This window comes from Nitrincola sp., assembly GCF_048264025.1.
GTDB lineage: Bacteria > Pseudomonadota > Gammaproteobacteria > Pseudomonadales > Balneatricaceae > Nitrincola.
This window is the reverse complement of record NZ_JBLXDN010000009.1, coordinates 1-23930: the sequence shown is the minus strand read 5'-3', so window position 1 is coordinate 23930 and position 23930 is coordinate 1. Positions and strand designations below refer to the sequence as shown.

Annotated in this window: 20 protein-coding genes; 17 read left to right on the top strand and 3 right to left on the bottom strand. The window is 52.4% G+C overall.

Annotation, left to right across the window (positions count from 1 at the left end):
• Nucleotides 1–63: 63 nt before the first annotated feature.
• From hemA to ACN0R1_RS08655, 4 genes are read left to right on the top strand one after another with little or no spacing between them, the layout of a single operon-like run.
• A complete protein-coding gene (gene hemA, locus ACN0R1_RS08670) occupies nucleotides 64–1344 on the top strand; it encodes a glutamyl-tRNA reductase (RefSeq protein ID WP_417581923.1) in 1281 nt (426 codons plus the stop codon).
• A 12-nt stretch (nucleotides 1345–1356) separates the two neighbouring features.
• Nucleotides 1357–2445: a peptide chain release factor 1 gene (gene prfA, locus ACN0R1_RS08665; protein ID WP_417581921.1), complete on the top strand. Its 1089-nt coding sequence runs from the start codon at nucleotides 1357–1359 to the stop codon at nucleotides 2443–2445.
• Complete coding sequence (gene prmC / locus ACN0R1_RS08660; RefSeq protein WP_417582115.1) at nucleotides 2435–3271, top strand: peptide chain release factor N(5)-glutamine methyltransferase; 837 nt, start codon at nucleotides 2435–2437, stop codon at nucleotides 3269–3271. Before prfA ends, prmC begins: the two co-directional genes overlap by 11 nt.
• Complete coding sequence (locus ACN0R1_RS08655; RefSeq protein WP_417581919.1) at nucleotides 3255–4007, top strand: molybdopterin-synthase adenylyltransferase MoeB; 753 nt, start codon at nucleotides 3255–3257, stop codon at nucleotides 4005–4007. The genes prmC and ACN0R1_RS08655 overlap by 17 nt, the downstream gene beginning before the upstream one ends.
• Here ACN0R1_RS08655 and ACN0R1_RS08650 read toward each other — a convergent pair.
• Genes ACN0R1_RS08650 through ACN0R1_RS08640 form a run of 3 tightly spaced genes read right to left on the bottom strand, consistent with a single transcriptional unit; the run spans nucleotide 4004 to nucleotide 7218 of the window.
• Nucleotides 4004–4960: an AEC family transporter gene (locus tag ACN0R1_RS08650; protein WP_417581917.1), complete on the bottom strand. Its 957-nt coding sequence runs from the start codon at nucleotides 4958–4960 to the stop codon at nucleotides 4004–4006. The genes ACN0R1_RS08655 and ACN0R1_RS08650 overlap by 4 nt on opposite strands.
• 31 nt (nucleotides 4961–4991) lie before the next feature.
• A complete protein-coding gene (locus ACN0R1_RS08645; protein ID WP_417581915.1) occupies nucleotides 4992–5489 on the bottom strand; it encodes a SixA phosphatase family protein in 498 nt (165 codons plus the stop codon).
• A gap of 22 nt (nucleotides 5490–5511) precedes the next feature.
• Entirely contained in the window at nucleotides 5512–7218 is a 1707-nt protein-coding gene (locus ACN0R1_RS08640) for a potassium/proton antiporter (protein ID WP_417581913.1), read from the bottom strand.
• 236 nt (nucleotides 7219–7454) lie between these two features.
• Between ACN0R1_RS08640 and ACN0R1_RS08635 the strand changes: the two genes are divergently transcribed.
• The 13 genes from ACN0R1_RS08635 (at nucleotide 7455) to fadA (ending at nucleotide 23794) form a co-directional block, all read left to right on the top strand.
• A complete protein-coding gene (locus ACN0R1_RS08635; RefSeq protein WP_417581911.1) occupies nucleotides 7455–8639 on the top strand; it encodes an acetyl-CoA C-acyltransferase family protein in 1185 nt (394 codons plus the stop codon).
• 103 nt (nucleotides 8640–8742) lie between these two features.
• Complete coding sequence (locus tag ACN0R1_RS08630) at nucleotides 8743–9786, top strand: WD40/YVTN/BNR-like repeat-containing protein (protein WP_417581909.1); 1044 nt, start codon at nucleotides 8743–8745, stop codon at nucleotides 9784–9786.
• Nucleotides 9783–12167, top strand: coding sequence for an efflux RND transporter permease subunit (locus ACN0R1_RS08625; RefSeq protein WP_417581907.1), 2385 nt, complete (start codon nucleotides 9783–9785; stop codon nucleotides 12165–12167). The genes ACN0R1_RS08630 and ACN0R1_RS08625 overlap by 4 nt, the downstream gene beginning before the upstream one ends.
• A 107-nt stretch (nucleotides 12168–12274) precedes the next feature.
• Nucleotides 12275–14074, top strand: a complete 1800-nt coding sequence (locus ACN0R1_RS08620) for an acyl-CoA dehydrogenase C-terminal domain-containing protein (RefSeq protein WP_417581905.1) — start codon at nucleotides 12275–12277, stop codon at nucleotides 14072–14074.
• Between the two features lie 15 nt (nucleotides 14075–14089).
• Nucleotides 14090–14515, top strand: a complete 426-nt coding sequence (locus ACN0R1_RS08615) for an SCP2 sterol-binding domain-containing protein (RefSeq protein ID WP_417581903.1) — start codon at nucleotides 14090–14092, stop codon at nucleotides 14513–14515.
• A gap of 97 nt (nucleotides 14516–14612) precedes the next feature.
• Nucleotides 14613–16277, top strand: coding sequence for an AMP-binding protein (locus ACN0R1_RS08610; RefSeq protein WP_417581901.1), 1665 nt, complete (start codon nucleotides 14613–14615; stop codon nucleotides 16275–16277).
• 30 nt (nucleotides 16278–16307) lie between these two features.
• Entirely contained in the window at nucleotides 16308–16862 is a 555-nt protein-coding gene (locus ACN0R1_RS08605; protein WP_417581899.1) for a DUF2889 domain-containing protein, read from the top strand.
• 30 nt (nucleotides 16863–16892) lie between these two features.
• Complete coding sequence (locus tag ACN0R1_RS08600; protein ID WP_417581897.1) at nucleotides 16893–17882, top strand: NAD(P)H-dependent flavin oxidoreductase; 990 nt, start codon at nucleotides 16893–16895, stop codon at nucleotides 17880–17882.
• Entirely contained in the window at nucleotides 17879–18637 is a 759-nt protein-coding gene (locus tag ACN0R1_RS08595) for an enoyl-CoA hydratase-related protein (protein WP_417581895.1), read from the top strand. Before ACN0R1_RS08600 ends, ACN0R1_RS08595 begins: the two co-directional genes overlap by 4 nt.
• 120 nt (nucleotides 18638–18757) lie before the next feature.
• Nucleotides 18758–19510, top strand: a complete 753-nt coding sequence (locus ACN0R1_RS08590; protein ID WP_417581893.1) for an electron transfer flavoprotein subunit beta/FixA family protein — start codon at nucleotides 18758–18760, stop codon at nucleotides 19508–19510.
• Nucleotides 19507–20436 carry an electron transfer flavoprotein subunit alpha/FixB family protein gene (locus tag ACN0R1_RS08585; RefSeq protein ID WP_417581891.1) on the top strand — a complete coding sequence of 310 codons (930 nt, stop codon included), beginning with the start codon at nucleotides 19507–19509 and terminating at the stop codon, nucleotides 20434–20436. Before ACN0R1_RS08590 ends, ACN0R1_RS08585 begins: the two co-directional genes overlap by 4 nt.
• A gap of 15 nt (nucleotides 20437–20451) precedes the next feature.
• Nucleotides 20452–22602: a fatty acid oxidation complex subunit alpha FadB gene (gene fadB / locus ACN0R1_RS08580; RefSeq protein ID WP_417581889.1), complete on the top strand. Its 2151-nt coding sequence runs from the start codon at nucleotides 20452–20454 to the stop codon at nucleotides 22600–22602.
• A gap of 13 nt (nucleotides 22603–22615) precedes the next feature.
• Nucleotides 22616–23794 (top strand): acetyl-CoA C-acyltransferase FadA, encoded by a 1179-nt coding sequence (gene fadA / locus ACN0R1_RS08575; protein WP_417581887.1) that lies wholly within the window; start codon nucleotides 22616–22618, stop codon nucleotides 23792–23794.
• Nucleotides 23795–23930: the final 136 nt, after the last annotated feature.

The following is a 23930-nucleotide window of genomic DNA, read 5'->3' as shown; positions in this document are numbered from 1 at the left end:
GCGCAGCGTAAAGGTGTATGATAGGCGGCTTATTTTAAGGTAGTTGGTTGCGTATCCATTTCTATGACACTGCTGGCATTAGGTATTAATCACAAGACGGCACCGGTTGAGGTGCGTGAGCGAGTGGCATTTGCGCCAGAGAATCTTGCTCAGGCCATGCAGGATGCCTGTAGATTGGCGGGTCTAAAAGAAGTCGCTATTTTGTCGACCTGTAACCGAACAGAGGTTTACAGTAGTGCAGAAGGTGATGCCGGCGCGCAAAAATTGCTGCAGTGGCTGGCACACTATCATGATCTGGATGTCGTCAGACTAAGTGAATGCAGCTACTGTTTCGAAGATGATGATGCGGCCCGGCACATGATGCGGGTGGCTTCGGGGCTGGATTCGTTGGTGTTGGGGGAGCCCCAGATTCTGGGCCAGCTCAAATCAGCCTACAGTGTCTCTCAGGAAGAAGGCTTTATCGGTTCTGAATTAGGGCGTTTGTTCCGGCATGCCTTTACTGTAGCTAAACAAGTCAGAACCCATACGGCCATTGGTCAGAACCCTGTATCGGTGGCTTATGCGGCTGTTAGCATGGCGCAGCATATTTTTGCTGACTTGAGTGAATCGCGCGCCCTGTTGATCGGCGCTGGTGAAACCATTGAGCTGGTAGCCAGGCACCTATACCGCGCCGGTGTGCGCAATCTGACAGTCGCTAACCGTACACTGGGCCGTGCACTGGATCTGGCCGCCCTATTTGACGGCAAAGCTATCGCCTTGGGTGATATTCCCTCGGTATTGCCTGATATTGATATCATTATCTCTTCCACTGCCAGTCAGCTGCCTATTCTGGGTAAAGGCGCCGTAGAAAGTGCATTAAAAAAGCGTCGGCACAAACCCATGTTTATGGTAGATATCGCCGTACCCCGCGATATTGAGCCCCAGGTTGGGCAGTTAGATGATGTCTATCTGTATACGGTTGATGATCTGACCGAAGTGATTGAAGAGAATCAGCGCGGACGAGAAATGGCGGCACGTGAAGCCGAGCAGATCATTGAAGCCGGTGCGCATGAGTTTATGCGCCAGTTGCGTGAGCTTGATGTGGTGGATACCGTTACCTCCCTGCGTCTGCATGCGCATAGTTTGTGTGAAGTGGCGCTGGAAAAGGCACAGCGTCAGCTACAGGCTGGCAAACCCCCGGAGCAGGTGCTTGAAATGCTGGCCCGGGGGCTGACCAACAAATTACTGCATCAACCGACTGTCAGCTTGAGAGACGCTTCAGCTGAAGGGCGTAATGATCTGCAGAAATCCGTTAAAGAACTTTTTCAACTTCCTGGCATCGATCTGCCGAAGCAACAGGACTGAGAGCCTCCACTGATGAAAACATCAATACAGAACCGCCTGGAAACGCTGGCCGATCGGTTTGAAGAACTGTCTGCTCTGTTGAGTGATGCGGGTGTGATCAGTGATCAGAATAGCTTTCGTCGCTACTCCATGGAATATGCTGAGCTGGAACCCGTGGTCGAACATTACAACGCCTGGCTTCAGGCGGGTGAAGACCTGCGTGAAGCGCAGTTGATGGCTCAGGACGCTGATGCCGAAATGCGCGCCATGGCGGAAGAAGAGATCGACTCAGCAACCGAGACGCGCAGTCGTCTTGAGCTCGCCTTGCAGCTGTTGCTCTTGCCCAAAGACCCGAATGACAACCGCAATGCGTTCATCGAAATTCGTGCCGGCACAGGGGGCGATGAAGCGGCTATTTTTGCCGGTGATCTGTACCGAATGTACCTGCGCTATGCGGAGTTGCAAGGCTGGCGTGTGGAGATGATCAGTGCCAGTGAAGGCGAGCATGGTGGCTTTAAAGAGGTGGTGAGCCTCATCAGTGGTCAGCAAGTGTATGCCCGGCTGAAGTTCGAATCCGGTGCTCACCGCGTACAGCGCGTGCCAGACACCGAATCTCAGGGGCGAATCCATACTTCAGCCTGTACCGTTGCAGTCATGCCGGAGCTGGATGAAGCGGCTGCGATCGAAATTAATAAGGCTGATCTGCGCATAGATACCTTCCGGGCATCGGGGGCCGGTGGTCAGCATATTAACAAAACCGATTCGGCCATCCGCCTTACCCATCTGCCCACCGGGGTAGTGGTGGAGTGTCAGGATGAGCGTTCCCAGCACAAGAACCGTGCCAAAGCCATGGCCTTGTTAGCTTCACGCCTGCAACAGGCTGAGACCGACCGACAGCAAGCCGCTCAGGCCTCAACACGCAAGAGCCTGGTGGGTAGCGGTGACCGTTCGGAGCGCATCCGTACCTATAATTTTCCTCAGGGCCGTGTTACTGATCACCGTATTAACCTGACACTCTACAAGCTCAACGAAGTCATGAGCGGTGATCTGGCTGCGGTGATTGAACCCTTACGCAATGAGTATCAAGCCGAGCAGTTAGGTAGCCTGAGTGATGAGGGTTGACCGGGCGCTTGCACTCAGTGACCAACTGGACGGCTTGAGTGAAACACCTAAGCTGGATTGTGAGCTGTTACTCTGCCATCTGCTGAATAAACCACGCAGCTATTTATATGCCTGGCCAGACATCGAACTGAGCCAGTCACAACAACAGAACTATACTCAACTGCTTGAGCGTCGTGTAGCGGGAGAGCCGGTTGCTCACTTGATCGGACGACAGGGGTTTTGGACTCTGGAGTTGGAGGTGAGCCCGGATACCCTGATTCCCCGCCCTGAAACTGAGCTATTAGTTGAGTGGGCGTTGCAGCAGTTTTCCGATCAGCCTGTGCGTGTCGCTGATCTGGGTACAGGCACCGGCGCGATTGCGTTGGCATTGGCCAGTGAGCGGCCTGGCTGGCAGATAACGGCCACCGAACTGCACCCGGGTGCGGTGTTATTAGCACAGCGCAATGCCGAGCGCCTGGGTATCCACAATGTTCAGATTTTGGCGGGCAGTTGGTGCGCGCCGCTCTCGGGTCGCTATGAGCTGATCCTCAGTAACCCCCCTTATATAGATTCTGAACATATCTGTCTGACACAGGGAGATGTACGTTATGAACCCCGTTCTGCACTGGTGGCAGAGCAGCAGGGCATGGCGGATATTATCGATATCATTCACCAGGCTCCGAATTACCTGGTTAAGGGGGGGTGGTTGGTGTTTGAGCATGGCTATGATCAGGGGGGCGCTGTGCGGGCGCAGTTGGATACAGCTGGCTTTCAACAGTGTTTCACTCAGCTCGATTTGAATGGCCATGAACGTATAACTGGAGGCTGCTATGCTTCTGAGCGATGAACAGTTATTGCGCTACAGTCGGCAAATTATGTTGCCGGATATCGATATTGATGGGCAACTGCGACTACTGAATAGTCGGGTGTTAATCGTTGGGCTGGGCGGATTGGGTAGTCCCGTCAGTCTTTACCTGGCTGCAGCGGGTGTAGGAGAGCTATGGCTGGTGGATGATGATCAGGTTGATCTCTCCAATCTACAGCGCCAGATTGCGCATACTACTGAGCGGATCGGCGAATCAAAAGTCGACTCCGCTAAACTGGCGCTGCAGGCCGTCAATCCGGATGTTCAGGTGCATGCGCTGTGTCAGCGCCTTGATGCTGTCAGCATGGCTGACCTGGTTGCCAAGGTCGATCTGGTGCTGGATTGCAGTGATAATTTCAGCACTCGCTTTGCTCTGAATGCGGCCTGTTTCAACGCGGGCAAGCCGCTGGTATCCGGTGCGGCCATACGTTTTGATGGGCAAGTGAGTGTATTTGACCCGCGTAACCCAGAGTCACCCTGTTATCAGTGTCTTTACCCTCAGGGAGATGATCAGGCACTGAGTTGCTCAGAGTCCGGCGTATTGGCGCCCTTGGTGGGTATCATCGGCTCTGTGCAGGCCATGGAAGCCATCAAGCTGCTTGCCGGTGCCGGACAACCCTTAACCGGGCGTTTGCTGCTTCTGGATGGGCGGCGCATGGAGTGGCGGGAAATGCGCCTGTCACCTGAGCCGCAATGCCCGGTCTGTGGGGCGGGTTAAACCCAGCCCAGCAGACTGGCCAGATAAATGGCAATACTCAGTGTGATCACTGAGCCGAGCGTAGTGGTCAGAATAATGTTGGCCGAGAGTTCAGCATTAGCCCCCATGGTCTTCGCCATCACAAAGCTCGCCGCCGCTGTCGGGCAGGCAAACAGCACCATCATAATGGTTAACTCCTGAGTCCTGAAACCCACCAACCAGGCACCTGTGGTCAGTATCAGCGGTAGTAGTACCAACTTGGTACTGGTCGCCCAAAAAGCCTGTGCTGAACTGTCACGCAGGCTTTTTAAATTCAGTGTGCCGCCAATGGCCAGTAGCGCCAGGGGTAATGTCAGGTTAGCAAAATAGCGCCCTGTGGTAGACACCACATCAGGTAGCTGGATGCCTAGGTAAGAGATGGGCAGTGCGAATACCACAGCCAGTATCAACGGATTTTTGGCTATTTCAAACAGTGTGGACCCCAGGCTGACGGATTGACTGCGGCGCATTGGCAGCGTCAGGCACAGAATCGCCAGCACGTTATACATCGGAATAACCAGCGCTAATAGCAGCGAGGCTTGTGCTAAGCCGGATTCACCAAACAGATTGAAGCTGACCGCGAGACCAATAATACCGTAATTACTGCGAAATGCGCCTTGAATAAACGCACCCAAATCAGCGGGGTTTTTGATCCAGCGCGCCGCCAGCCACCAGATGAGTACAAAGGTGATCAGGGTGCCGAGGATGACGTAGATCAGCTGGCTGGGGTTGAATACGGCCTGGAAGTCCATGGTTGCAATCGACATGAACACCAGTGCTGGCAGGGTGATGGTAAACACCAGCTTTGAGCTGGCGTTGACAAAATTGGTATCAATCAGTCCTGTGCGCCGCAGAATAAAGCCTAGAAACACAATAAAAAATATCGGTGTCACGATACTGGCGGTAAAACCCAGTGATGTCAGGTAAAGATCCACAATATCATCCCTAAGTCCGAAAAATTAACATTCAGTGTGTATGCAGCCCCGGGTAATCGAGTAACTGGCAAGTGGCCGTAGCCGGGCCAGCCTCTTGCCAATGATCAATGTGAAGTGCCAGGTGCAGCACGGCGCTGGTTGGAAAGTGGGGCAGGGTCTCTGCGGTGAGCAAGTCGCCGAGATCCTGAAGCCCAGGGTTATGGCCCACCAGCATCAGATGGTTGGTGTTGTTGGCTTCTGAACTGATCAGATTCAGTAGCTCGGTTGCTGAGGCTTCATACACAGTGGCGCAAGATAAAACCGCATCAGTCGTGAGCGATAGTCTGTGTATGATGCCTTCTGCCGTAATTTGAGTGCGTCTGGCTGGACTGTAGATCAATCTGTCAGGTAGGAGTTTAAAGCCTGCCAGGCGTTCGCACAATGCTGGCAAGTCGCGAAGGCCTCGCTGGTTCAGAGGGCGTTGGTAATCGCTCAGACTGAGATCTTTCCAACTGGATTTCGCATGGCGTACCAGGGTTAAGTATTTCATCCAATCACCTTGAGGTTAACGATCAGGAAATTTTCAGGCCGACTCTGAGAACAGTGTCACCCTGCATTGCCTTGACGACCAGTGTCACCGGCCCAATACGTACCCGGTCACCTACCACCGGATGGTTCGGCAGGTGGTTGGCAACATAGTCGGCCAGCGATTGTTCTGGGTTACCATCGTTGACCTGAATACCAAAGCTGGCCTGCAGGTCTTTGATCAGAATGTCGCCATTCAGCTCGAACAGACCAAAGAACACATTTTCGCGCAGCGCCGGAATGGATTCGGCTGAGCTGAATAGCTTGGCTAAGGCGAGCTCTGTTTCTTCGGGGCCTATCACCGCCAGCCGGTCACCGCCTGCCAGTTTCAGCTCACTGTGCCAGGGCATGAGCTGGTTATCGCGAAGTAACGCACAGATGACGATGCCTTCGGGTAGGCGAATGCCACTCAGGGTGCGTGGTGGTGTCCAATGCTCACCATCCAGCTCAAACAGCATTAATTGATGCTCTGTGCCTTCGCTCCATTCCAGTTGACTGTGCTGCATCGCTTTAGGTTCTGCCGGCAGCTCCAGTTTTAGCCATCGGGCAGAGGCGGCCAGAGTGGTGCCCTGTACCAGCAGAGACATGATGACGACAATAAAGGCGATGGTTGGAAAGATGGTAGCATCTGGTATGCCAGCCATCAGCGGAAACAGTGCCAGTACAATGGGTACCGCGCCGCGCAGGCCAACCCAGGAGATAAAAACTTGCTCCTTAAAGCGAAAACCAAATGGCCAGAGGGTGAGTGCTACCGCCAGCGGACGGGCGATCAGAATCAATACACCACCGAGTAGAATGCCCTCGGTTATATGGCTCATTTTTTCTTCCGGTGCCAGTAATAGACCTAACATCAAAAACAGGCACAGCTGTGCCAGCCAGGCGAGACCATCATGTACTTGGAGAATATCTTCCATCTTTTTGACCTGACGGTTGCCGACGATGACCCCCATCAGGTAGATAGCAAGGAATCCACTGCCATCTAGCAGGTAAGTGGCCGAAAACACAGTGAGCCCTGCCGCGGTGACCAGTAGCGGGTAAAAAGCGGCGATCAAATGGAAACGCTTGAGCAGCCAGGCCAGCAAAAAGCCACCCAGCAAGCCGCCGATACCACCCAGTGTTAACTGTTTTACCAGCAGCCATAAGGAGTCCAGTACCCCGGGTGGGGTTTCCTGTACGATCAGTTCCAGCAGCACAATGGTCAGAAATATCGCCATGGGGTCATTGCTGCCAGATTCGATTTCCAGTGTGGCGCTGACACGTTGATTCAGGCGTAACCCACGGTTCTGTAACAAGGCGAATACCGCGGCAGCATCTGTTGAGGAGATGATGGTACCGATCAGCAGACCATAGATCAGCGGCAGATCCAGAATCCAGACAGCGGCAAGGCCGGTAATGCCGGCCGTGATGACCACTCCAAGAGTTGCCAGGGTCAAGGCCGGTTTCAAGCCAACCCGGAAGGTTTCGGCACGGGTACGCATGCCGCCGTCCAGAAGAATGATCGCCAGAGCCAAATGTCCGACCAGAAAAGTCGTTTCTGCATCGGCGGGTAGTAGATGACCGAAACCGTTTTGTCCCGCTAACATGCCGACGCCAAGAAACAGCAGCAGTACCGGCAGACCTATTCGGTTAGATAGTGGGCTTAGCAGAATGCTGATCATCAGCATTGCCGCGACAAAGAACAGCGTTAAGATCATCGTGCAGTCGGTCCGTTAGTTGTGTCTGGGTAATTATTACATATTCTGGCCGTGCTTTTGTTTTCAATCGGGCTTTCTTTTTACTGATTAAAGGTGAATAGTTAAGTTAAGTTGCTCGTTACTCTGAACTATATTGTCAGGCAGGCTGGCGGCTTGTGTTATTGAAGCCGATGATCGTATGCGCGATGCTGTCAGTCATCTAAGTCCGATAAGTAGCAATAATAAAGGGTCTTACCATGAATGATCGGGATGTTTATGTGGTTGCCGCCGTCAGAACGGCGATAGGCAGCTTTGGTGGCTCACTCAAGGATCAACCGCCCGCTGATCTGGCAGGTAAAGTTGTTGCGGAAGCGGTGCGTCGCAGTGGTGTGACGCCTGCTCATATTGGCCATTGCGTGTTTGGTAATGTTGTTCCGACCGAGCGTCGTGATTTGTATATGTCCAGAGTAGCCGCCTTGTCAGGTGGTTTGGCGGATACAACGCCTGCGCTGACAGTTAATCGTCTTTGTGGCAGTGGCTTGCAGGCCATTATTTCTGCGGCTCAGCAAATTGAGCTGGGTGTGTGTCATGCCGCCGTAGCCGGGGGGGCTGAGTCCATGAGCTGCACCAACTACTGGATGCCGTCAGGGCGCTGGGGGCAGCGCATGGGCGATGCTCAGGTGCTGGATTCGATGGTGGGTGCTCTGACCTGTCCGATTGAAAACGTGCATATGGGTGTGACCGCCGAAAACATCGCCGAAAAGTGGGATGTCAGCCGTGAAGATCAGGATCTGTTGGCGGTACAGAGTCATCAGCGTGCCCAGGCCGCCATAGAACACGGCCGCTTTAAAGAGCAAATTTTGCCAATCACTATTAAAACCCGCCAGGGCGAGCAGGTGTTCGATACCGATGAGCATTTGCGTTACAACTGTACCCTTGATGATATGCGTAAGCTGCGCCCGGCCTTTAAAAAAGACGGCTCGGTAACACCAGGTAATGCCTCCGGGTTGAATGATGCTGCCGCCGCCCTGGTGCTGGTCAGTGGTGAAGAGTTGCAGGCCTCTGGTCTGAAACCTATGGCACGCTTGGTCGGTTATGCCTTTGCTGGTGTCGAGCCTAAGTATATGGGAATTGGACCAGTACCAGCGGTTAAGCGCTTGTTGGACCAGGCTGTGTTGGAGGTGGGCGACATCGATGTCTGGGAGGTCAATGAAGCCTTTGCTTCTCAGGCGCTGGCTGTTGTTCGTGACCTGGATCTGCCGAACGAACGAGTGAACCCTAATGGTAGCGGTATCTCGCTGGGGCATCCTATAGGTGCTACCGGTGCGGTCATTACCGTTAAAGCGCTGTATGAGCTTGAGCGCATTCAGGGGCGTTATGCCGTGGTGACCATGTGTATTGGTGGTGGCCAAGGCATTGCCGCTCTGTTTGAGCGTAGCTGATAATCCGTTAATAATTAATTACAGACAACCCAGCGATATAACAACAATCATGCTGAATACATTAAAACTTTTGTTGAGACTGAGCCTATTGGGGATCAGTCTTATGGTGCTACCGCTTGCCGCCGCTCTGCCTGATCGGTTGGAGCAACCTTCACCCCATTCGGATGCTGCTTTTGCGGTGATGCTGACTGATATAGCCCAGGCGGGCGATCGTCTGGTTGCGGTCGGTGATCTGGGCGTGGTGATCTATTCTGATGATCAGGGCCAGCATTGGCAGCAAGCCAGTGTGCCGGTGACGACCTTGCTGACCTCGATACATTTTACCAGTGCTGAGCGTGGTTGGGTGACCGGCCATGACGGTGTGTTGCTGCAAACGAATGATGCCGGTGCCAGTTGGACCTTGCATCTCGATGGTTATCGGCTCAATGAGCTTAAAATAGCCAGCCTGCAAGCGCAGTTGGATGCTCTGGTAGAAACTCCCTCGGATGATCCTTTCCTGGAGGAAGATCTGCTATTCGCGCTGGAAGATGCCGAAGTGGCCCTGGAAGAAGGACCAGTGAATCCTTTGCTCAATGTCTGGTTCAAGGATGCAGATACAGGTTTCTTGTTGGGCGCTTACGGAACGGCGCTGACAACCACCGATGCGGGCGCGAGCTGGGAGTTGATTAGTGAGCGCTTACCCAACCCTGATCAGATGCATTTGAATGCGATTACCCTGTTGGATGGTGCGTTGGTTATTGCCGGAGAAGCCGGTCTGTTGATGCGCTCGGATGATCTGGGTGATAGCTGGTATGCCCTGCCTTCACCTTATCAGGGATCGTTTTTTGATCTGGTAGCACACAAGGGCGAGTTGTTTGCGCTCGGGCTGCGCGGCCACCTGTTCGTTAGTGCGGATGGAGGCTTTGACTGGGAGGCTGTGCCGGTGGATACCACGGTCAGTTTTATGGGTGGTTATAGCGATAATCAACAACTGGCGATTGCCGGATTGGGCGGTACTCTGTTAACGGGAGGGCAATATCAGGATCTGACAGAGCTCAATACCCGGGTAAGACGTCACTTTAATGCAGTCGTACCCATCGCGAATGGCTGGGTACTTGCTGGTGAGCAAGGTATTTTCACCTATCCGTTGCAGGGAGCTGATCAATGAAGCGTCTGGCACACAGTTTATTGTTACCTATTCGTCGTTCCGAGCAGTTTGTTGAAACCCTGCTGTTCCATCACCGTTTATGGGTATTGTCGGTATTTGTGCTGGTGACACTGGTACTGGGTTGGCAGGCGGTGCAGATACGTCCAGACGCCAGTTTTGTCAAAATGATTCCCACCAGTCATCCCTATGTAGAGAACTACCTGACCTATCAGGATGACCTGTCAGGGTTAGGTAACAGTGTTCGCGTAGCGGTAGCGACTCAGGGCGAGGATATTTTTAACGCCGAGTATCAGGATGTACTGCGTCGTGTAACCGATGAGCTGTTCTTTATACCAGGGGTGGATCGCTCGGCTTTACAGTCCATCTGGACGCCGAACGTGCGTTGGACAGAAGTAACAGAGCGTGGCTTTGTTGGCGGCCCGGTTATACCGCCGGATTATGATGGTGGTGCCGAGAGTCTGGACCAGTTGCGAATCAATGTGCTGCGTTCTGGTCAGGTTGGCCGGCTGGTAGCAAATGATTTTCGCTCGGCGATTATTGAAGTGCCGCTGTTAGACTTTGATCCGGAGACAGGTGAAAGTCTTGATTACAATGCCTTCTCTCAACGTCTGGAAACCCTGGTCAGGGAGGCTTATCAGACAGATGATGTCAGTATTCATATCACTGGCTTTGCGAAAATTATTGGTGATTTGATTGAGGGCGCCAAACAGGTAGCGCTGTTCTTTGCACTGGCCATTGTGATTACGATGGTGCTGTTGTATCTCTATTCACGCAGCATAAACGGTACGTTGATTCCGCTGGCCTGCTCGTTGATTGCTGTTATTTGGCAGCTTGGCCTGTTGAATGCGCTCGGCTATGGCATAGATCCCTATTCCATGCTGGTGCCCTTTCTGGTGTTTGCTATTGCCGTGAGTCACGGGGTGCAGATCGTTAACAGTATCCGGCTGGAGAGCCTTGGTAATCCGGATAAGTGGCATGCTGCGCGTGGTGCGTTTCGTTTGCTCTACATTCCTGGATTAACGGCGCTGGTGTCGGATGGCATAGGCTTCTTTACCCTGATGGTAATCGATATTCAGGTGATTCAGGAGCTGGCCGTGGCCGCCTCTCTGGGTGTGGCAGTTATCATTCTGACCAATCTGTTATTGTTACCCTTGCTGATGTCCTATCTTGGGGTGGGGGAGCGGGCGATACGTCATGCTCAGATGCAATCAGATCAAGGGGGCGAGCACTGGCGTGTATTGACCTGGTTTGCGACCCGCAAAGGGGCTGCTGCGGCATTAAGTGTAGCGTTGATGCTGGTGGTGGTTGGCCTCTATACTGCGCGTGATTTACAGATAGGGGATCTTGATAAGGGTGCCCCCGAGCTGCGTGCCGATTCACGTTACAATGTTGATAATGACTTTGTGACCACTAACTACTCCACCTCCAGTGATGTATTTGTGGTGATGGCTGTGACGCAACCCGAACAGTGCAGTCACTTCAATACCTTGTCATCCGTGGAGCGTTTTCAGCACCATATGCAGTCGGTACCGGGGGTGCAGTCGAGTATTTCCCTGGCCGATTTGTCCAAGCGTATCACCGCCGGTTTGAATGAAGGTAACCCCAAATGGCGTGCCGTGAGTCGCAATCAGTTTGTCATCAATGCATCCCTGGCTTATGTGCCAGGGGGGCTGATGAATGCCAACTGTTCCTTGCTGCCGGTGATTTTGTTTCTGGATGATCACAAAGCCGATACCTTGAACCGGGTCAGTCAGGAGGCGGAGCTTTTTGCCGCAAGCTATAATTCTGAAACCCTGCGTTTTGAGTTGGCTGCCGGCAACAGCGGTTTTGAAGCTGCGACCAATCAGGTGATTGCGCGTGCGCAATACGAGATGCTGGCCTGGGTTTATGGTGTCGTCAGTCTATTATGTCTGCTGACCTTCCGTTCATTCAAAACTGTATTGTGTATTATTCTGCCGTTGGCGCTGACGTCCTTGTTATGTCAGGCATTAATGGCGGTGATGGGTATTGGGGTGAAAGTGGCCACCTTGCCGGTGATCGCGCTGGGAGTTGGCATAGGTGTGGATTATGGCATTTATATCTACTCGCGCCTGAGTAACTATTTGGAGCAGGGCATGAAGCTTACCGATGCCTACTTCGAAACCCTTAGAACCACAGGGAAGCCCGTCGCCTTTACCGGGTTAACCCTGGCTATCGGGGTGGTGCTCTGGGTCTTTTCACCGATTAAGTTTCAGGCCGATATGGGCATCCTGTTGACCTTTATGTTCCTGTGGAACATGTTGGGTGCGTTGATCCTGCTGCCAGCGCTGACAGCTTTCCTGAAACCCCATCCAGAGCTGACCTCTTCACCGGACTTATTTGATGATGATTTAAATCGCTAGAGCGCTTTTGTCAGTAATATTGGTAGCTTTTGTTATTGGTAGATTGCGGCATTTCGTCCATTCTGTACATAACTTAAGTACAATAACGATAAGATGAGGTTTGCGTTATGGCCGAATATAAAGCTCCCCTACGCGATATGCAGTTTATGCTGAATGACGTGCTGGAGTTGGAACAACATTACCAGAGTTTACCCGGCTGTGAAGAGGCTACCCCAGATATGGTCTCTGCCATCCTCGAAGAGGGTGCGAAATTTGCTGAGCGTGTGTTGTCACCGCTTAACCAGGTAGGTGATCAGCAAGGCTGTCAGTTTAACGAGGGTGAGGTGAAAACACCGGATGGCTTTGCTGAAGCTTATCAGGCCTTTGTTGAGGGTGGCTGGCCTTCTCTGGCTCATAACCCTGAATGGGGTGGGCAGGGGTTGCCTGAGTCGTTAGGCATTTTCATTAATGAAATGGTCGGCAGTGCCAATTGGTCCTGGAGCATGTATCCGGGATTAAGCCACGGTGCTATGAATACCCTTGAAGCCCATGGCACCCAGGAGCAGAAGCAAACCTATCTGACCAAGCTGGTATCCGGTGAGTGGACCGGTACCATGTGTTTGACTGAAGCACACTGTGGCACGGATCTGGGCATGCTGCGTACTAAAGCAGAACCGGCCGACGATGGTAGCTACCGTATCAGTGGCACCAAAATTTTTATCTCTGCGGGCGAGCATGATCTTGCCGGTAATATTGTCCATATCGTGCTGGCGCGTCTGCCAGATGCACCCGCCGGTACCAAGGGTATCTCCTTGTTCATCGTGCCCAAATTCCTGCCAGATGCCGAAGGCAATGTCGGTGAGCGCAATGCGGTCAGCTGTGGTTCTATCGAACACAAGATGGGTATTCACGGCAATGCTACCTGTGTAATGAATTTTGATAGTGCAACGGGTTATCTTATCGGTCCACCTAATAAGGGCCTTAATTGCATGTTCACTTTTATGAACACGGCACGTATTGGTACGGCCTTGCAGGGCTTGTCGCATACGGAGTGGGGCTTTCAGAATTCGCTTGCTTATGCTCGCGACCGTTTACAAATGCGTGCTTTGAGTGGACCCAAACATCCAGATAAAGCGGCTGACCCTATTATCGTACACCCAGCTGTACGCAGCATGCTGCTGACCCAAAAAGCCTTTGCTGAAGGCGGTCGTGCACTGATCTATTTCGCCGCTCAGCAGGTAGACCGTGCCAAGCTGGCGCAAACGGCTGAAGAAAAACAGGAAGCTGAAGATCTGCTGTCGTTGTTGACGCCTATCGCCAAGGCGTTTCTGACTGAAACTGGTCTGGAATCTGCCAGTCATGGGGTACAGGTGTTTGGTGGGCATGGCTATATTGCCGAGTGGGGTATGGAGCAGAACCTGCGTGATGCCCGTATTGCGACCATCTATGAAGGCACTACGCAGGTCCAGGCACTGGATCTATTAGGCCGAAAAGTACTCATGTCTCAAGGTGAGCTGCTCAAACGCTTCACCAAAATCATCCACAAATTCTGTCAGTCTCAAACGGATAATGAACAGATGCAGCCGTTTGTCAGTGCCTTGTCGCGCTTAAATAAAGAGTGGGGCGATTTGACACTGCAGATAGGTATGAAAGCGATGAAAAACCGCGAAGAGGTCGGGGCGGCATCAGTCGAGTATCTGATGTATTCCGGTTATATCACCCTGGCCTGGCTCTGGGCACGTCAAGCGGAAGTGGCGATGCGCAAACTGACGGAAAACCCGAGTGATGCCGATTTCTATCACGCCAAACTGAAGACAGCGCGTTTCTACTTTGAGCGCCTACTGCCACGCACACGAACACTGGCCGAAGTGATGCTATCCGGTGCCGATAATCTGATGGAACTTGACTCAGAGCATTTTGCCTTCTAAGGCAGTGGGTGGATAATGAAAGCGTTATTACGAACCAAGGCCGGACAGCGTGTGCTGTCCGCGGCGCTGAGCTTGAATGCCAAGCGTTATAAAACCAAATCCCGAACAGCAGAGGCCCCGACTATGGCAGATTTACATGCAGTTTTCTCAGCAATGCAACAGCGTTTCAATAGCAGCGCCGCAGGTGATCTAAGTGCTGTGTTTCAATATCAGATTACTGATGGTGAAGCCTGGAATGTTAGCGTAGATAACGGCAGCTGTAAGGTGGAGCAGGGTGAACACAGTGATCCCAGTGTTACCCTGACGATGGATGGCCAGACATTAGAAGAGGTCATGAGCGGTGAGACAGATGGTATGCAGGCTTTTATGACCGGTCGTATCCAGGCTGATGGTGATATTATGCTGGCTACACGTTTGACCTCAATTTTCCCACCTAGTTGATTTGTACCGGATCGGCTTGCACAGCTGGCAAGCTGATCCAACTGCTATAATACAGCTAACTTTTTTGCATTTATAAAAATAAAATCAGGATCCTATTATGGATAACCAACGTGGAAGTCATATTCCTGAATCCCTCAATCACTATGGTTACAGTAATATAGTTGATGTCTTTGAGCGTACCTGCAAAGACTATGCGCCGAAACCAGCTTATACCAGCTTTGGGCGTACATTGAACTATTCTGAATTGCACCAACTGGCGGATGCGTTTGCAGTTTATCTGCAGCGCGAAACCGACCTGAAGCCAGGTGATAGAATCGCGATTCAGCTACCCAACCTGATTCAGTATCCGGTAGTACTGTTTGGTGCACTAAAAGCTGGCTTGGTGGTTGTGAATACTAACCCCCTGTATACCCCGCGGGAAATGCAACATCAGTTTATCGACTCGGGAGCCCGGGCGCTGGTGATTCATAAAAGCATGGCGCACAATGCCGAAAAAATTCTGGCCAATACTGCTATAGAGCAAGTGTTTCTGACTCAGGTGGGAGATCTGCATGGGTTTGTAAAACGGCATCTGCTCAATGCCGCGGTTAAATATCTAAAAAAGATGGAGCCAGAGTTTTATCTCCCGGGTGCACTGCATCTGCGTCAAGTGTTGCTGAAGTATATCGGGCAACAGCCAGAGCCTGTCAGTATTAAACCATCCGATACCGCTGTGTTGCAGTATACCGGTGGCACTACCGGACTTTCCAAAGGCGCTGTGCTCAGCCACGCAAATCTGATATCGAATATGCTCCAGGGAGTGGATGTCCTCGATGAGGCACCTGTCGGTTGTGTTGAAACCACCATAGCACCTTTGCCGCTGTATCATATTTATGCCTTTACTATTTCGTTGGTGGTGATGGGCTATGGTGGACATAGCGTATTGATCGCTAATCCGCGTGATATTGATGGCTTTGTCAAAGAGCTGAAGAAATGGCAAATGACCGCATTTATGGGTCTGAATACGCTGTTTATTGGTATGTGCAATCATCCTGGCTTCAGAAATATCGATTTTAGCCAGTTTACTCTGACGATTTCAGGCGGCTGTGCTTTAACTCATAAGGCGGCGGATCTGTGGAAACAGGTTACCGGCTGCGAGATTATGGAAGGCTATGGTCTTACGGAAACCTCTCCGGTGGTTTCAATCAACCGACCAGGTGCGATTCAATTAGGTACCATTGGTGTACCTGTCGCGGCCACTGAAGTCGCTATTCTTGACCCGGAGGGTGAGCCGGTTCAAGACGGAACACCAGGTGAACTCTGTGTTAAAGGTCCACAGGTGATGGTGGGCTATTGGCAGCGAGAGCGCGAAACTAAGGCTTGCTTTACCGATGACGGCTACTTTATGACCGGTGATGTGGCGGTTCGTGAACCAGGAGGCTATCTGCGCATAGTCGATCGCGCCAAGGATATGATTCTGGTATCGGGTTTTAATGTCTACCCGAATGAGGTGGAAGATGTGTTTTGTTCGCACCCTGCGATTCTTGAATGCGCTGCCATCGGTGTAGCCGATGAGCACAGTGGCGAGGCGGTTAAACTTATTGCCGTAGCCAGAGATGAAATACCGGATATCAAAGAACTGAAAGACTGGAGTAAAGAGCGCCTGACTCGGTATAAAATACCCAAATATATCGAATTCGTTGCCGACCTGCCCAAAACCAATGTGGGTAAGGTACTCAGGCGTAAGCTTAAGGAGCAGCAGGCCGCTGACAAGGTGGCTTGAGTTCTGCTCTACAGATTTCAGGAGAAATACATGCCCTTGTCTAAACCCGTTCGCCGTAAGCTTCACCACCGTCGTCAGATCGTTTGTGAAGGCTATGAGCGGGAAGATGGTCTTTGGGATATTGAAGCCCGAATGACCGATAAAAAGACTAATACACTGGATAACCCTGAGCGTGGCGGTTTTGTTGCAGCGGGTGAGTATTTTCATGATATCCGTATGCGTCTGACACTGGACCGCAGTCTGAAAATTCATCAGGTAGAGGCCAGCATGGATGCCACACCCTTTCAGATGTGCCCTGGTATCGTGGCTGTCTATAAGCGCTTGGAAGGTACACGGATAGGTTCAGGATGGCACCGCAAAGCGCTGGAGCTGACCGGGGGCGTTCAAGGCTGCACCCACCTGAATGAGTTGCTGAAACCTCTGACAACTACGGCCATCCAGACACTTTGGCCCAGTGGTGATGAGGATATGGTCAAACTGGGTGCCAAGGGATTGCTGAATACCTGCCATACCTGGGCACAAAATTCACCGGCAGTGCAGCAATATTTGCCGGAACTCTACTTGGCTGAGCCGCCAAACGGCTAGTGCTCAGCGTTTAACACGGAGAATAACAACATGAGTATCCCCGAATCCTTTCAGGGCAGATTGCGCTTGCCTTTAATTTCGGCACCGATGTTCTTGGTGTCAGGTCCGGAGCTGGTTATCGAGGCCTGTAAAGCTGGCGTCGTCGGGACATTTCCGGCGCTGAACGAGCGTAGCAGTGAGGGTTTTGAGTCCTGGCTGATACAGATACGTGAAGCTCTGGACAGTTTTGAAGCAGAAACAGGCAAAAAAGCGGCACCCTTTGGAGTTAACCTGATCGTACACCATACCAACCCGCGGGTGCAGGCTGATCTGGAACTCTGCATCAAACACAAAGTACCGTTGATTATTACTTCCCTGGGGGCGGTCAAGGATCTCGTCGATGCTGTGCACAGTTATGGCGGGCTGGTGTTCCATGATGTGATCAATGTGCGTCATGCTAAAAAAGCCGCTTCGGCGGGTGTTGATGGCTTGATCGCTGTGTGTAACGGTGCCGGTGGTCATGCCGGTACCCTGAGCCCCTTTGCTTTACTGGCTGAAATTCGTCAGTTTTATCAGGGCACTATAATTCTGTCAGGCTCCATGTCGACGGGGCAGGATGTCGCGACTGCGCAGATGATGGGTGCTGATCTGGCCTACATGGGTACACGCTTTATCAATACCCGGGAAAGCCGCGCCAACCCTGAATACAAACAGATGATTGTTGAATCCAGTGCCGCTGATATCACTTACACACCGAAAATATCCGGTATCTGGGCCAACTTCCTCAAACCAAGCCTGGAAAAAGCAGGGTTGGAGCCGGACAGTGGTGAAAAGAAAAAAGTAGATCTGGGTGAGGAATTACAGGCACCGGAAGGTGGTGCCAGCGCCTGGAAAAGTATCTGGTCAGCCGGGCAGGGTGTGGGTTCGATTGCCGATGCACCGCCAGTGGCTGAGTTAGTGGAACGTCTGCAGGATGAGTATCGGGATGCCACTGATCACTTTGCACAGCTCTCTAGTGGTTATCTGGAGCAAGCAAAATGACGGATGCCGTAATAGTAACAGTGCAGCAGCAGGGTATTTTACATCTGACGCTGAATCGACCCGGTAAAAAAAATGCCCTGACCGGTGCGATGTATCAGGCCCTGACTGACGCACTGAATGCTGCTGCCAAAGATGCTGGCGTGCGAGTGGTGGTGCTGAGTGGCAGTGGCAGTGATTTTTCCGCCGGTAACGACATTAATGACTTTGTCGCGGCGATCAATGATCCTGAGAAAATTCGTATCCCGCTGGGCTTTCTGCAATGCATTTCAACCTTCCCCAAGCCGGTTGTGGCGGCTGTATCGGGTGTGGCTATAGGTATCGGTACTTCCATGCTGCTGCATTGTGATCTGGTCTATGCGGATGCCAGCGCACGCTTTCAGCTACCCTTCACGCGCATGGGGCTGGTGCCGGAGGGTGGCACCAGTCTGTTGTTGCCATCCAGCCTGGGTCATCGCAAAGCCTTTGAACTGCTAGTGTTGGGAGAGGCGTTTGGCGCTGAGCAAGCGGTTGAAGTCGGGCTGGTGAATCAGTGTGTAGAACAAGGTTCGGTGATCGATTTTGCCATGGATAAAGCGCGCGCATTGGCCAGCATGGGGGCCGAGGCGGTGCAACAGAGCAAAGCGATGCTGAAGCAGCATGATGATAACCGTTTACAGTCGGTGCTGGTCTCTGAAGTGGATGCTTTTGCGGCCCGTTTAAGCTCAGATGAAGCACGTGCCGCGTTTATGGCGTTTATGCAAAAGCCGAAAAAATAATATTGTCTTTCTTAGAGTGATCGCTTTTGTCATGCAAGCGGGTGGATTTTGTTATTGTTAAAAGCGACACTCTGACGCATATTGTTACCCTTGAAAAAAATAACAATCAGAGGAGTAATAATGAAAATACTCGTCGCCGTAAAGCGCGTGATCGATTACAACGTCAAGGTTCGTGTCAAAGCTGACCGTAGCGATGTTGATCTCGCCAATGTCAAAATGGCGTTAAACCCCTTCTGTGAAATCGCGGTTGAACAAGCGGTACGCCTTAAAGAACAAGGTATTGCCACGGAAATTCTGGTGGTATCCATCGGTAACAAGTCCTGTGAAGAACAGCTTAGAACCGCCCTGGCGTTGGGGGCTGATCGTGCCTTGCGTATTGATACCGAGGCGGCTCCTGATGCCCTGTCAGTGGCACGTTTGCTGGCTAAGGTGGCAGAAGCTGAACAGCCTGATCTGATTTTACTGGGCAAGCAAGCTATCGATTCGGATAACAACCAGACCGGCCAGATGTTGGCCGCCCTGCTTGATCGTCCTCAGGCTACCTTCGCCTCAGAAGTGAAGATTGACGGGAAAACACTACAGGTCACGCGTGAAGTAGATGGGGGCTTACAAACCCTCAACGTCACCTTGCCAGCCGTTGTCACCACCGATTTACGCCTGAATGAACCGCGTTATGCCTCCCTGCCAAACATCATGAAAGCCAAGAAAAAGCCGCTGGATGTCAAGACGGCTGAGGAACTGGGTGTTACGGTCGCGTCCAACATCACCCTGGTATCGGTGGAGCCCCCGGCACAGCGTAGTGCGGGTATTAAAGTGGGTTCTGTCGCAGAGTTGATTGACAAGCTGCGCAATGAAGCAAAGGTGATTGCATGAGTATTCTAATACTGGCCGAACATGATAATCAGGGACTCAAACCAGTGACCCTGAATGTATTGGCCGCCGCTCAGGCGATAGGTAAAGACATCACCCTGCTGGTGGCGGGACACAACTGCGCTGCCGTTGCAGAGCAGGCCGCCAAAGTGGCGGGCGTCACTCAGGTACTCTGTGCCGATGCACCGGCCTATGCCCATCAGCTGGCTGAAAATATCAGTCAATTGCTGCTGGATCAGGCGGAAGGTTACAGCCATATTCTGGCCGCATCGACCACTACGGGTAAAAATATCCTGCCGCGGGTTGCCGCGCTATTGGACGTTAACCAGTTGACTGATGTGATGGCCGTTGAGTCACCACAACGCTTTAAACGCGCTATTTATGCCGGAAATGCCATCGCCACAGTCGAAACCAGTGATCCTGTCGTAGTCATGACAGTGCGTGGCACCGCCTTTGATCCGGTTGCGGCTGACGGCGGCAACGCCTCTGTACAGATGCTGGACAAGGTATTTGACAGTGCTGATGTCAGCTTCAGTCATGAAGCGCTGGCCGAATCTGATCGTCCGGAGTTAACCGCGGCCAGTACTGTGGTGTCGGGTGGTCGTGGCCTGGGTAAGGGTGAAAACTTTGACCTCTTGTACCGAGTGGCCGACAAGCTGGGTGCGGCGGTGGGTGCATCCCGTGCGGCGGTGGATGCGGGTTATGTGCCGAATGATATGCAGGTAGGGCAGACCGGCAAGATGGTGGCGCCTGATCTGTATATCGCCGTAGGTATTTCCGGTGCGATTCAGCATCTGGCGGGTATGAAAGATTCCAAAGTGATCGTTGCGATCAACAAAGACGAAGAGGCACCGATTTTTCAGGTGGCTGATTATGGACTGGTCGCCGATCTGTTCGACGCGGTTCCCGAACTGGAAGCAAGTCTCTAATACAGGAGAGCAGGAATGATTTATCAAGGTAAAGCGATTACAGCGCGCCAGATTGATGGTGGTTGCGTTGAGGTAGTGTTTGACTTGCAGGGTGACAGTGTTAATAAATTCAATCAATTGACACTGAATGAACTGCGTGAAGCCGTTGCCGCCATTAGCGCGTTAGCGGACGTCAAGGGTGTCATGTTCAGTAGTGCCAAAGACTGTTTTATTGTCGGCGCCGATATCACTGAATTCAGCCAGATGTTTGATCAGTCGGAAGAGAGCATTGTTGAACATCTGCTGTCATTACATGAGATTTTCAATGCCATTGAAGACCTGCCTTGCCCGACAGTCACCGCCATTAATGGTATTGCGCTGGGCGGTGGTTTCGAACTTTGCCTGTCTACCGATTTCCGGGTGATGGGTGACAAGGCCAAGGTAGGACTGCCGGAAGTGAAGCTCGGTATCTACCCGGGTTGGGGTGGCACCGTACGCCTGCCGCGCCTGATCGGTGTGGATAATGCCAATGAGTGGATCTGTGGTGGTGCGGAAAAACGTGCAGCAGATGCACTGAAAGATGGTGCTGTTGATGCTGTTGTTGCCACTGAGGCTGTGCGTGATGCTGCATTGGATCTGCTGACTAAATCAGCAGATGGTGTGTTTGATTACCAGGCGCGTCGTACTGAAAAGACTACCGCGATCAAGTTAAACCAGGTTGAACAGATGATGGCGTTCGAATCCGCCAAGGGGTTTATCGGTGCCAAAGCTGGACCACATTATCCGGCACCTATGGCGGCACTGAATTCGATTCAGAAGAGCGCCAATATGACCCGCGATAAAGCCATTCAGGTCGAAGCCAAAGGCTTTGCCAAGCTGGCAACCAACAGTGTGACCAAGGCATTAGTGGGTCTGTTCTTAAAAGATCAGTATGTTAAAAAAGTCAGCAAAGCCTTTGAGAAAGATACTACGCCGGTGAAGCTGGCGGCTGTGTTGGGTGCAGGTATTATGGGCGGCGGTGTGGCTTATCAGTCTGCCTCCAAGGGCGTGCCGATCCTGATGAAGGATATCAATGATAAAGCTTTGCAGCTGGGTCTTGATGAAGCCACCAAACTGCTGAACGGCCAGGTTAAACGTGGCCGTATGGATGCACAGAAGATGGCCAAAGTGCTGACACAGATTACCCCGACCCTGAGTTATGGTGACTTTGGTCGTGTCGATCTGGTGGTTGAGGCTGTTGTGGAAAATGCCAAAATCAAAGCGGCAGTTCTGGCTGAAGTGGAGCAGCAGGTCAGTGATGACACGATTATCACTTCCAATACCTCGACCATCTCAATCACAGCACTGGCGAAATCACTGCAGCGCCCGGAAAATTTCTGTGGTATGCATTTTTTCAACCCGGTGCACCGCATGCCGCTGGTCGAAGTCATTCGTGGTGAGCAAAGCTCTGAAGCGGCGATCGCCCGTACCGTGGCCTATGCCAAATCCATGGGTAAAACCCCGATCGTGGTGAATGACTGCCCGGGATTCCTGGTGAACCGGGTACTTTTCCCTTACTTTGCCGGTTTCAGTCTGCTGCTGCGTGATGGCGCCGATTTTACCCGCGTAGATAAAGTGATGGAAAAGTTCGGTTGGCCTATGGGGCCAGCGTATCTGCTGGACGTAGTGGGTATCGATACCGGTCATCATGCGGATGCGGTTATGGCCGAAGGCTTCCCGGATCGCATGGGACATGAAGGCGAAAATGCCATAGATCGCATGTATAAACAGGAACGCTATGGTCAGAAAAATGACAAGGGCTTTTACCGCTACGAGCTGGACCGTCGCGGCAAGCAGGTCAAGCTGATTGATGAATCGGTTCCGGCGCTGCTGGAAGGGATTGTTGGCGCAGCGCGTGATTTTAGCGATGAAGAGATCATTGCCCGAATGATGATTCCTCTGTGTATCGAAACAGTTCGCTGTCTTGAAGATGGCATAGTGGCCACCCCGGCTGAGGCCGATATGGGTCTGATTTATGGCATCGGCTTCCCGCCGTTCCGTGGTGGTGCGTTGCATTACCTCGATCAGATGGGCTTGCAGGCCTTCCTGGAGATGGCTGCGCCTTATGCGGACTTAGGTCCGCTGTACCAGCCAACCGCACGTATGCAGCAGATGGCTGCGAACGGCGAAACCTATTTCGGCGAATAACGGAGGAATTCTGATGACTTTACAACCTAATGACGCGGTAATCGTGGATGCCATACGTACCCCGATGGGCCGATCCAAAGGTGGCTCCTTCCGTAATGTTCGTGCTGAAGGGCTGTCTGCGGCGGTGATGCAGGGTATTCTGAAACGCAACCCGGCGCTGAACCCGGCTGATATAGATGACATTATCTGGGGCTGCGTAAACCAGACCCTGGAGCAGGGCTTTAACATTGGCCGTAACGCCGCGGTGATTGCCGGTTTGCCACATACGGTTGCGGCGCAAACAGTCAACCGCTTATGTGGTTCTTCCATGTCAGCGATGCACACCGCCGCCGCATCGATCCTGTCAGGTCAGGGTGATGTTTACCTGGTCGGTGGGGTGGAGCACATGGGGCATGTCGATATGGCCCATGGTGTGGATATCAATCCGCAGGCATCCAAATACGCGGCCAAAGCGGCCATGCTGATGGGTGTAACAGCCGAGATGCTGGGCAAGATGAACGGCATCACCCGTGAGATGCAGGATGAGATGGGCGCCCGTTCACATCGCCTGGCTTATGAAGCCCGCTTGCAAGGCCGCTTTGATAACGAAATCCTGCCGGTTGAAGGGCATGATGAAAAGGGCTTTAAATCCCTGCTAACCTACGACGAAGTGATTCGCCCGGAGACGACGGTGGAAACCCTGGGCCAGCTCAAGCCGGTATTCGTGCCGAAAGTGGGTACGGTCACCGCAGGGACTTCATCAGCCTATTCCGACGGTGCGTCCGCCATGCTGATTATGTCAGCGGCTAAAGCCCAGGAATTGGGTCTGAAACCGCGTGCCCGTATTGTCAGCATGGGTGTGGCTGGTTGCGATCCATCGATCATGGGCTTTGGTCCGGTACCTGCTACCCAGAAAGCGCTGAAAAAGGCCGGCCTGAAAATCGAAGATATCGATTATGTTGAGCTGAACGAAGCCTTTGCTGCACAGGGCTTGTCGGTACTGAAAAACCTGAAGCTGCTGGACAAAATGGATGACAAGGTGAACCTGAATGGTGGCGCGATTGCACTGGGTCACCCACTGGGCTGCTCTGGCACCCGTATCAGCACCACCTTGCTGAACATACTGGAAGACAAGGGCGGCAGACTAGGTCTGGCAACCATGTGTATCGGTATGGGTCAGGGGATTTCAACCATTATCGAACGGTTGGATTAAGCAAAAAATCGCTCGGAGACCGAGCTCCTACAGGTAGGAAATAAGATGGACCCGCCCCCCTAACAATGTGCCATGCTTAATCTGTAGAGAAAGCAAACCGGCATCTGAGTAAAGAGAGGCGAGTCCTATGAAGAAT

What these genes read in the sequence shown, in the direction of transcription:
- hemA (WP_417581923.1), top strand. Translation starts at nt 64, where the DNA reads ATGACACTGCTGGCATTAGGTATTAATCACAAGACGGCACCGGTTGAG.
- prfA (WP_417581921.1), top strand. Translation starts at nt 1,357, where the DNA reads ATGAAAACATCAATACAGAACCGCCTGGAAACGCTGGCCGATCGGTTT.
- prmC (WP_417582115.1), top strand. Translation starts at nt 2,435, where the DNA reads ATGAGGGTTGACCGGGCGCTTGCACTCAGTGACCAACTGGACGGCTTG.
- ACN0R1_RS08655 (WP_417581919.1), top strand. Translation starts at nt 3,255, where the DNA reads ATGCTTCTGAGCGATGAACAGTTATTGCGCTACAGTCGGCAAATTATG.
- ACN0R1_RS08645 (WP_417581915.1), bottom strand. Translation starts at nt 5,489, where the DNA reads ATGAAATACTTAACCCTGGTACGCCATGCGAAATCCAGTTGGAAAGAT.
- ACN0R1_RS08640 (WP_417581913.1), bottom strand. Translation starts at nt 7,218, where the DNA reads ATGATCTTAACGCTGTTCTTTGTCGCGGCAATGCTGATGATCAGCATT.
- ACN0R1_RS08635 (WP_417581911.1), top strand. Translation starts at nt 7,455, where the DNA reads ATGAATGATCGGGATGTTTATGTGGTTGCCGCCGTCAGAACGGCGATA.
- ACN0R1_RS08630 (WP_417581909.1), top strand. Translation starts at nt 8,743, where the DNA reads ATGGTGCTACCGCTTGCCGCCGCTCTGCCTGATCGGTTGGAGCAACCT.
- ACN0R1_RS08625 (WP_417581907.1), top strand. Translation starts at nt 9,783, where the DNA reads ATGAAGCGTCTGGCACACAGTTTATTGTTACCTATTCGTCGTTCCGAG.
- ACN0R1_RS08620 (WP_417581905.1), top strand. Translation starts at nt 12,275, where the DNA reads ATGGCCGAATATAAAGCTCCCCTACGCGATATGCAGTTTATGCTGAAT.
- ACN0R1_RS08615 (WP_417581903.1), top strand. Translation starts at nt 14,090, where the DNA reads ATGAAAGCGTTATTACGAACCAAGGCCGGACAGCGTGTGCTGTCCGCG.
- ACN0R1_RS08610 (WP_417581901.1), top strand. Translation starts at nt 14,613, where the DNA reads ATGGATAACCAACGTGGAAGTCATATTCCTGAATCCCTCAATCACTAT.
- ACN0R1_RS08605 (WP_417581899.1), top strand. Translation starts at nt 16,308, where the DNA reads ATGCCCTTGTCTAAACCCGTTCGCCGTAAGCTTCACCACCGTCGTCAG.
- ACN0R1_RS08600 (WP_417581897.1), top strand. Translation starts at nt 16,893, where the DNA reads ATGAGTATCCCCGAATCCTTTCAGGGCAGATTGCGCTTGCCTTTAATT.
- ACN0R1_RS08595 (WP_417581895.1), top strand. Translation starts at nt 17,879, where the DNA reads ATGACGGATGCCGTAATAGTAACAGTGCAGCAGCAGGGTATTTTACAT.
- ACN0R1_RS08590 (WP_417581893.1), top strand. Translation starts at nt 18,758, where the DNA reads ATGAAAATACTCGTCGCCGTAAAGCGCGTGATCGATTACAACGTCAAG.
- ACN0R1_RS08585 (WP_417581891.1), top strand. Translation starts at nt 19,507, where the DNA reads ATGAGTATTCTAATACTGGCCGAACATGATAATCAGGGACTCAAACCA.
- fadB (WP_417581889.1), top strand. Translation starts at nt 20,452, where the DNA reads ATGATTTATCAAGGTAAAGCGATTACAGCGCGCCAGATTGATGGTGGT.
- fadA (WP_417581887.1), top strand. Translation starts at nt 22,616, where the DNA reads ATGACTTTACAACCTAATGACGCGGTAATCGTGGATGCCATACGTACC.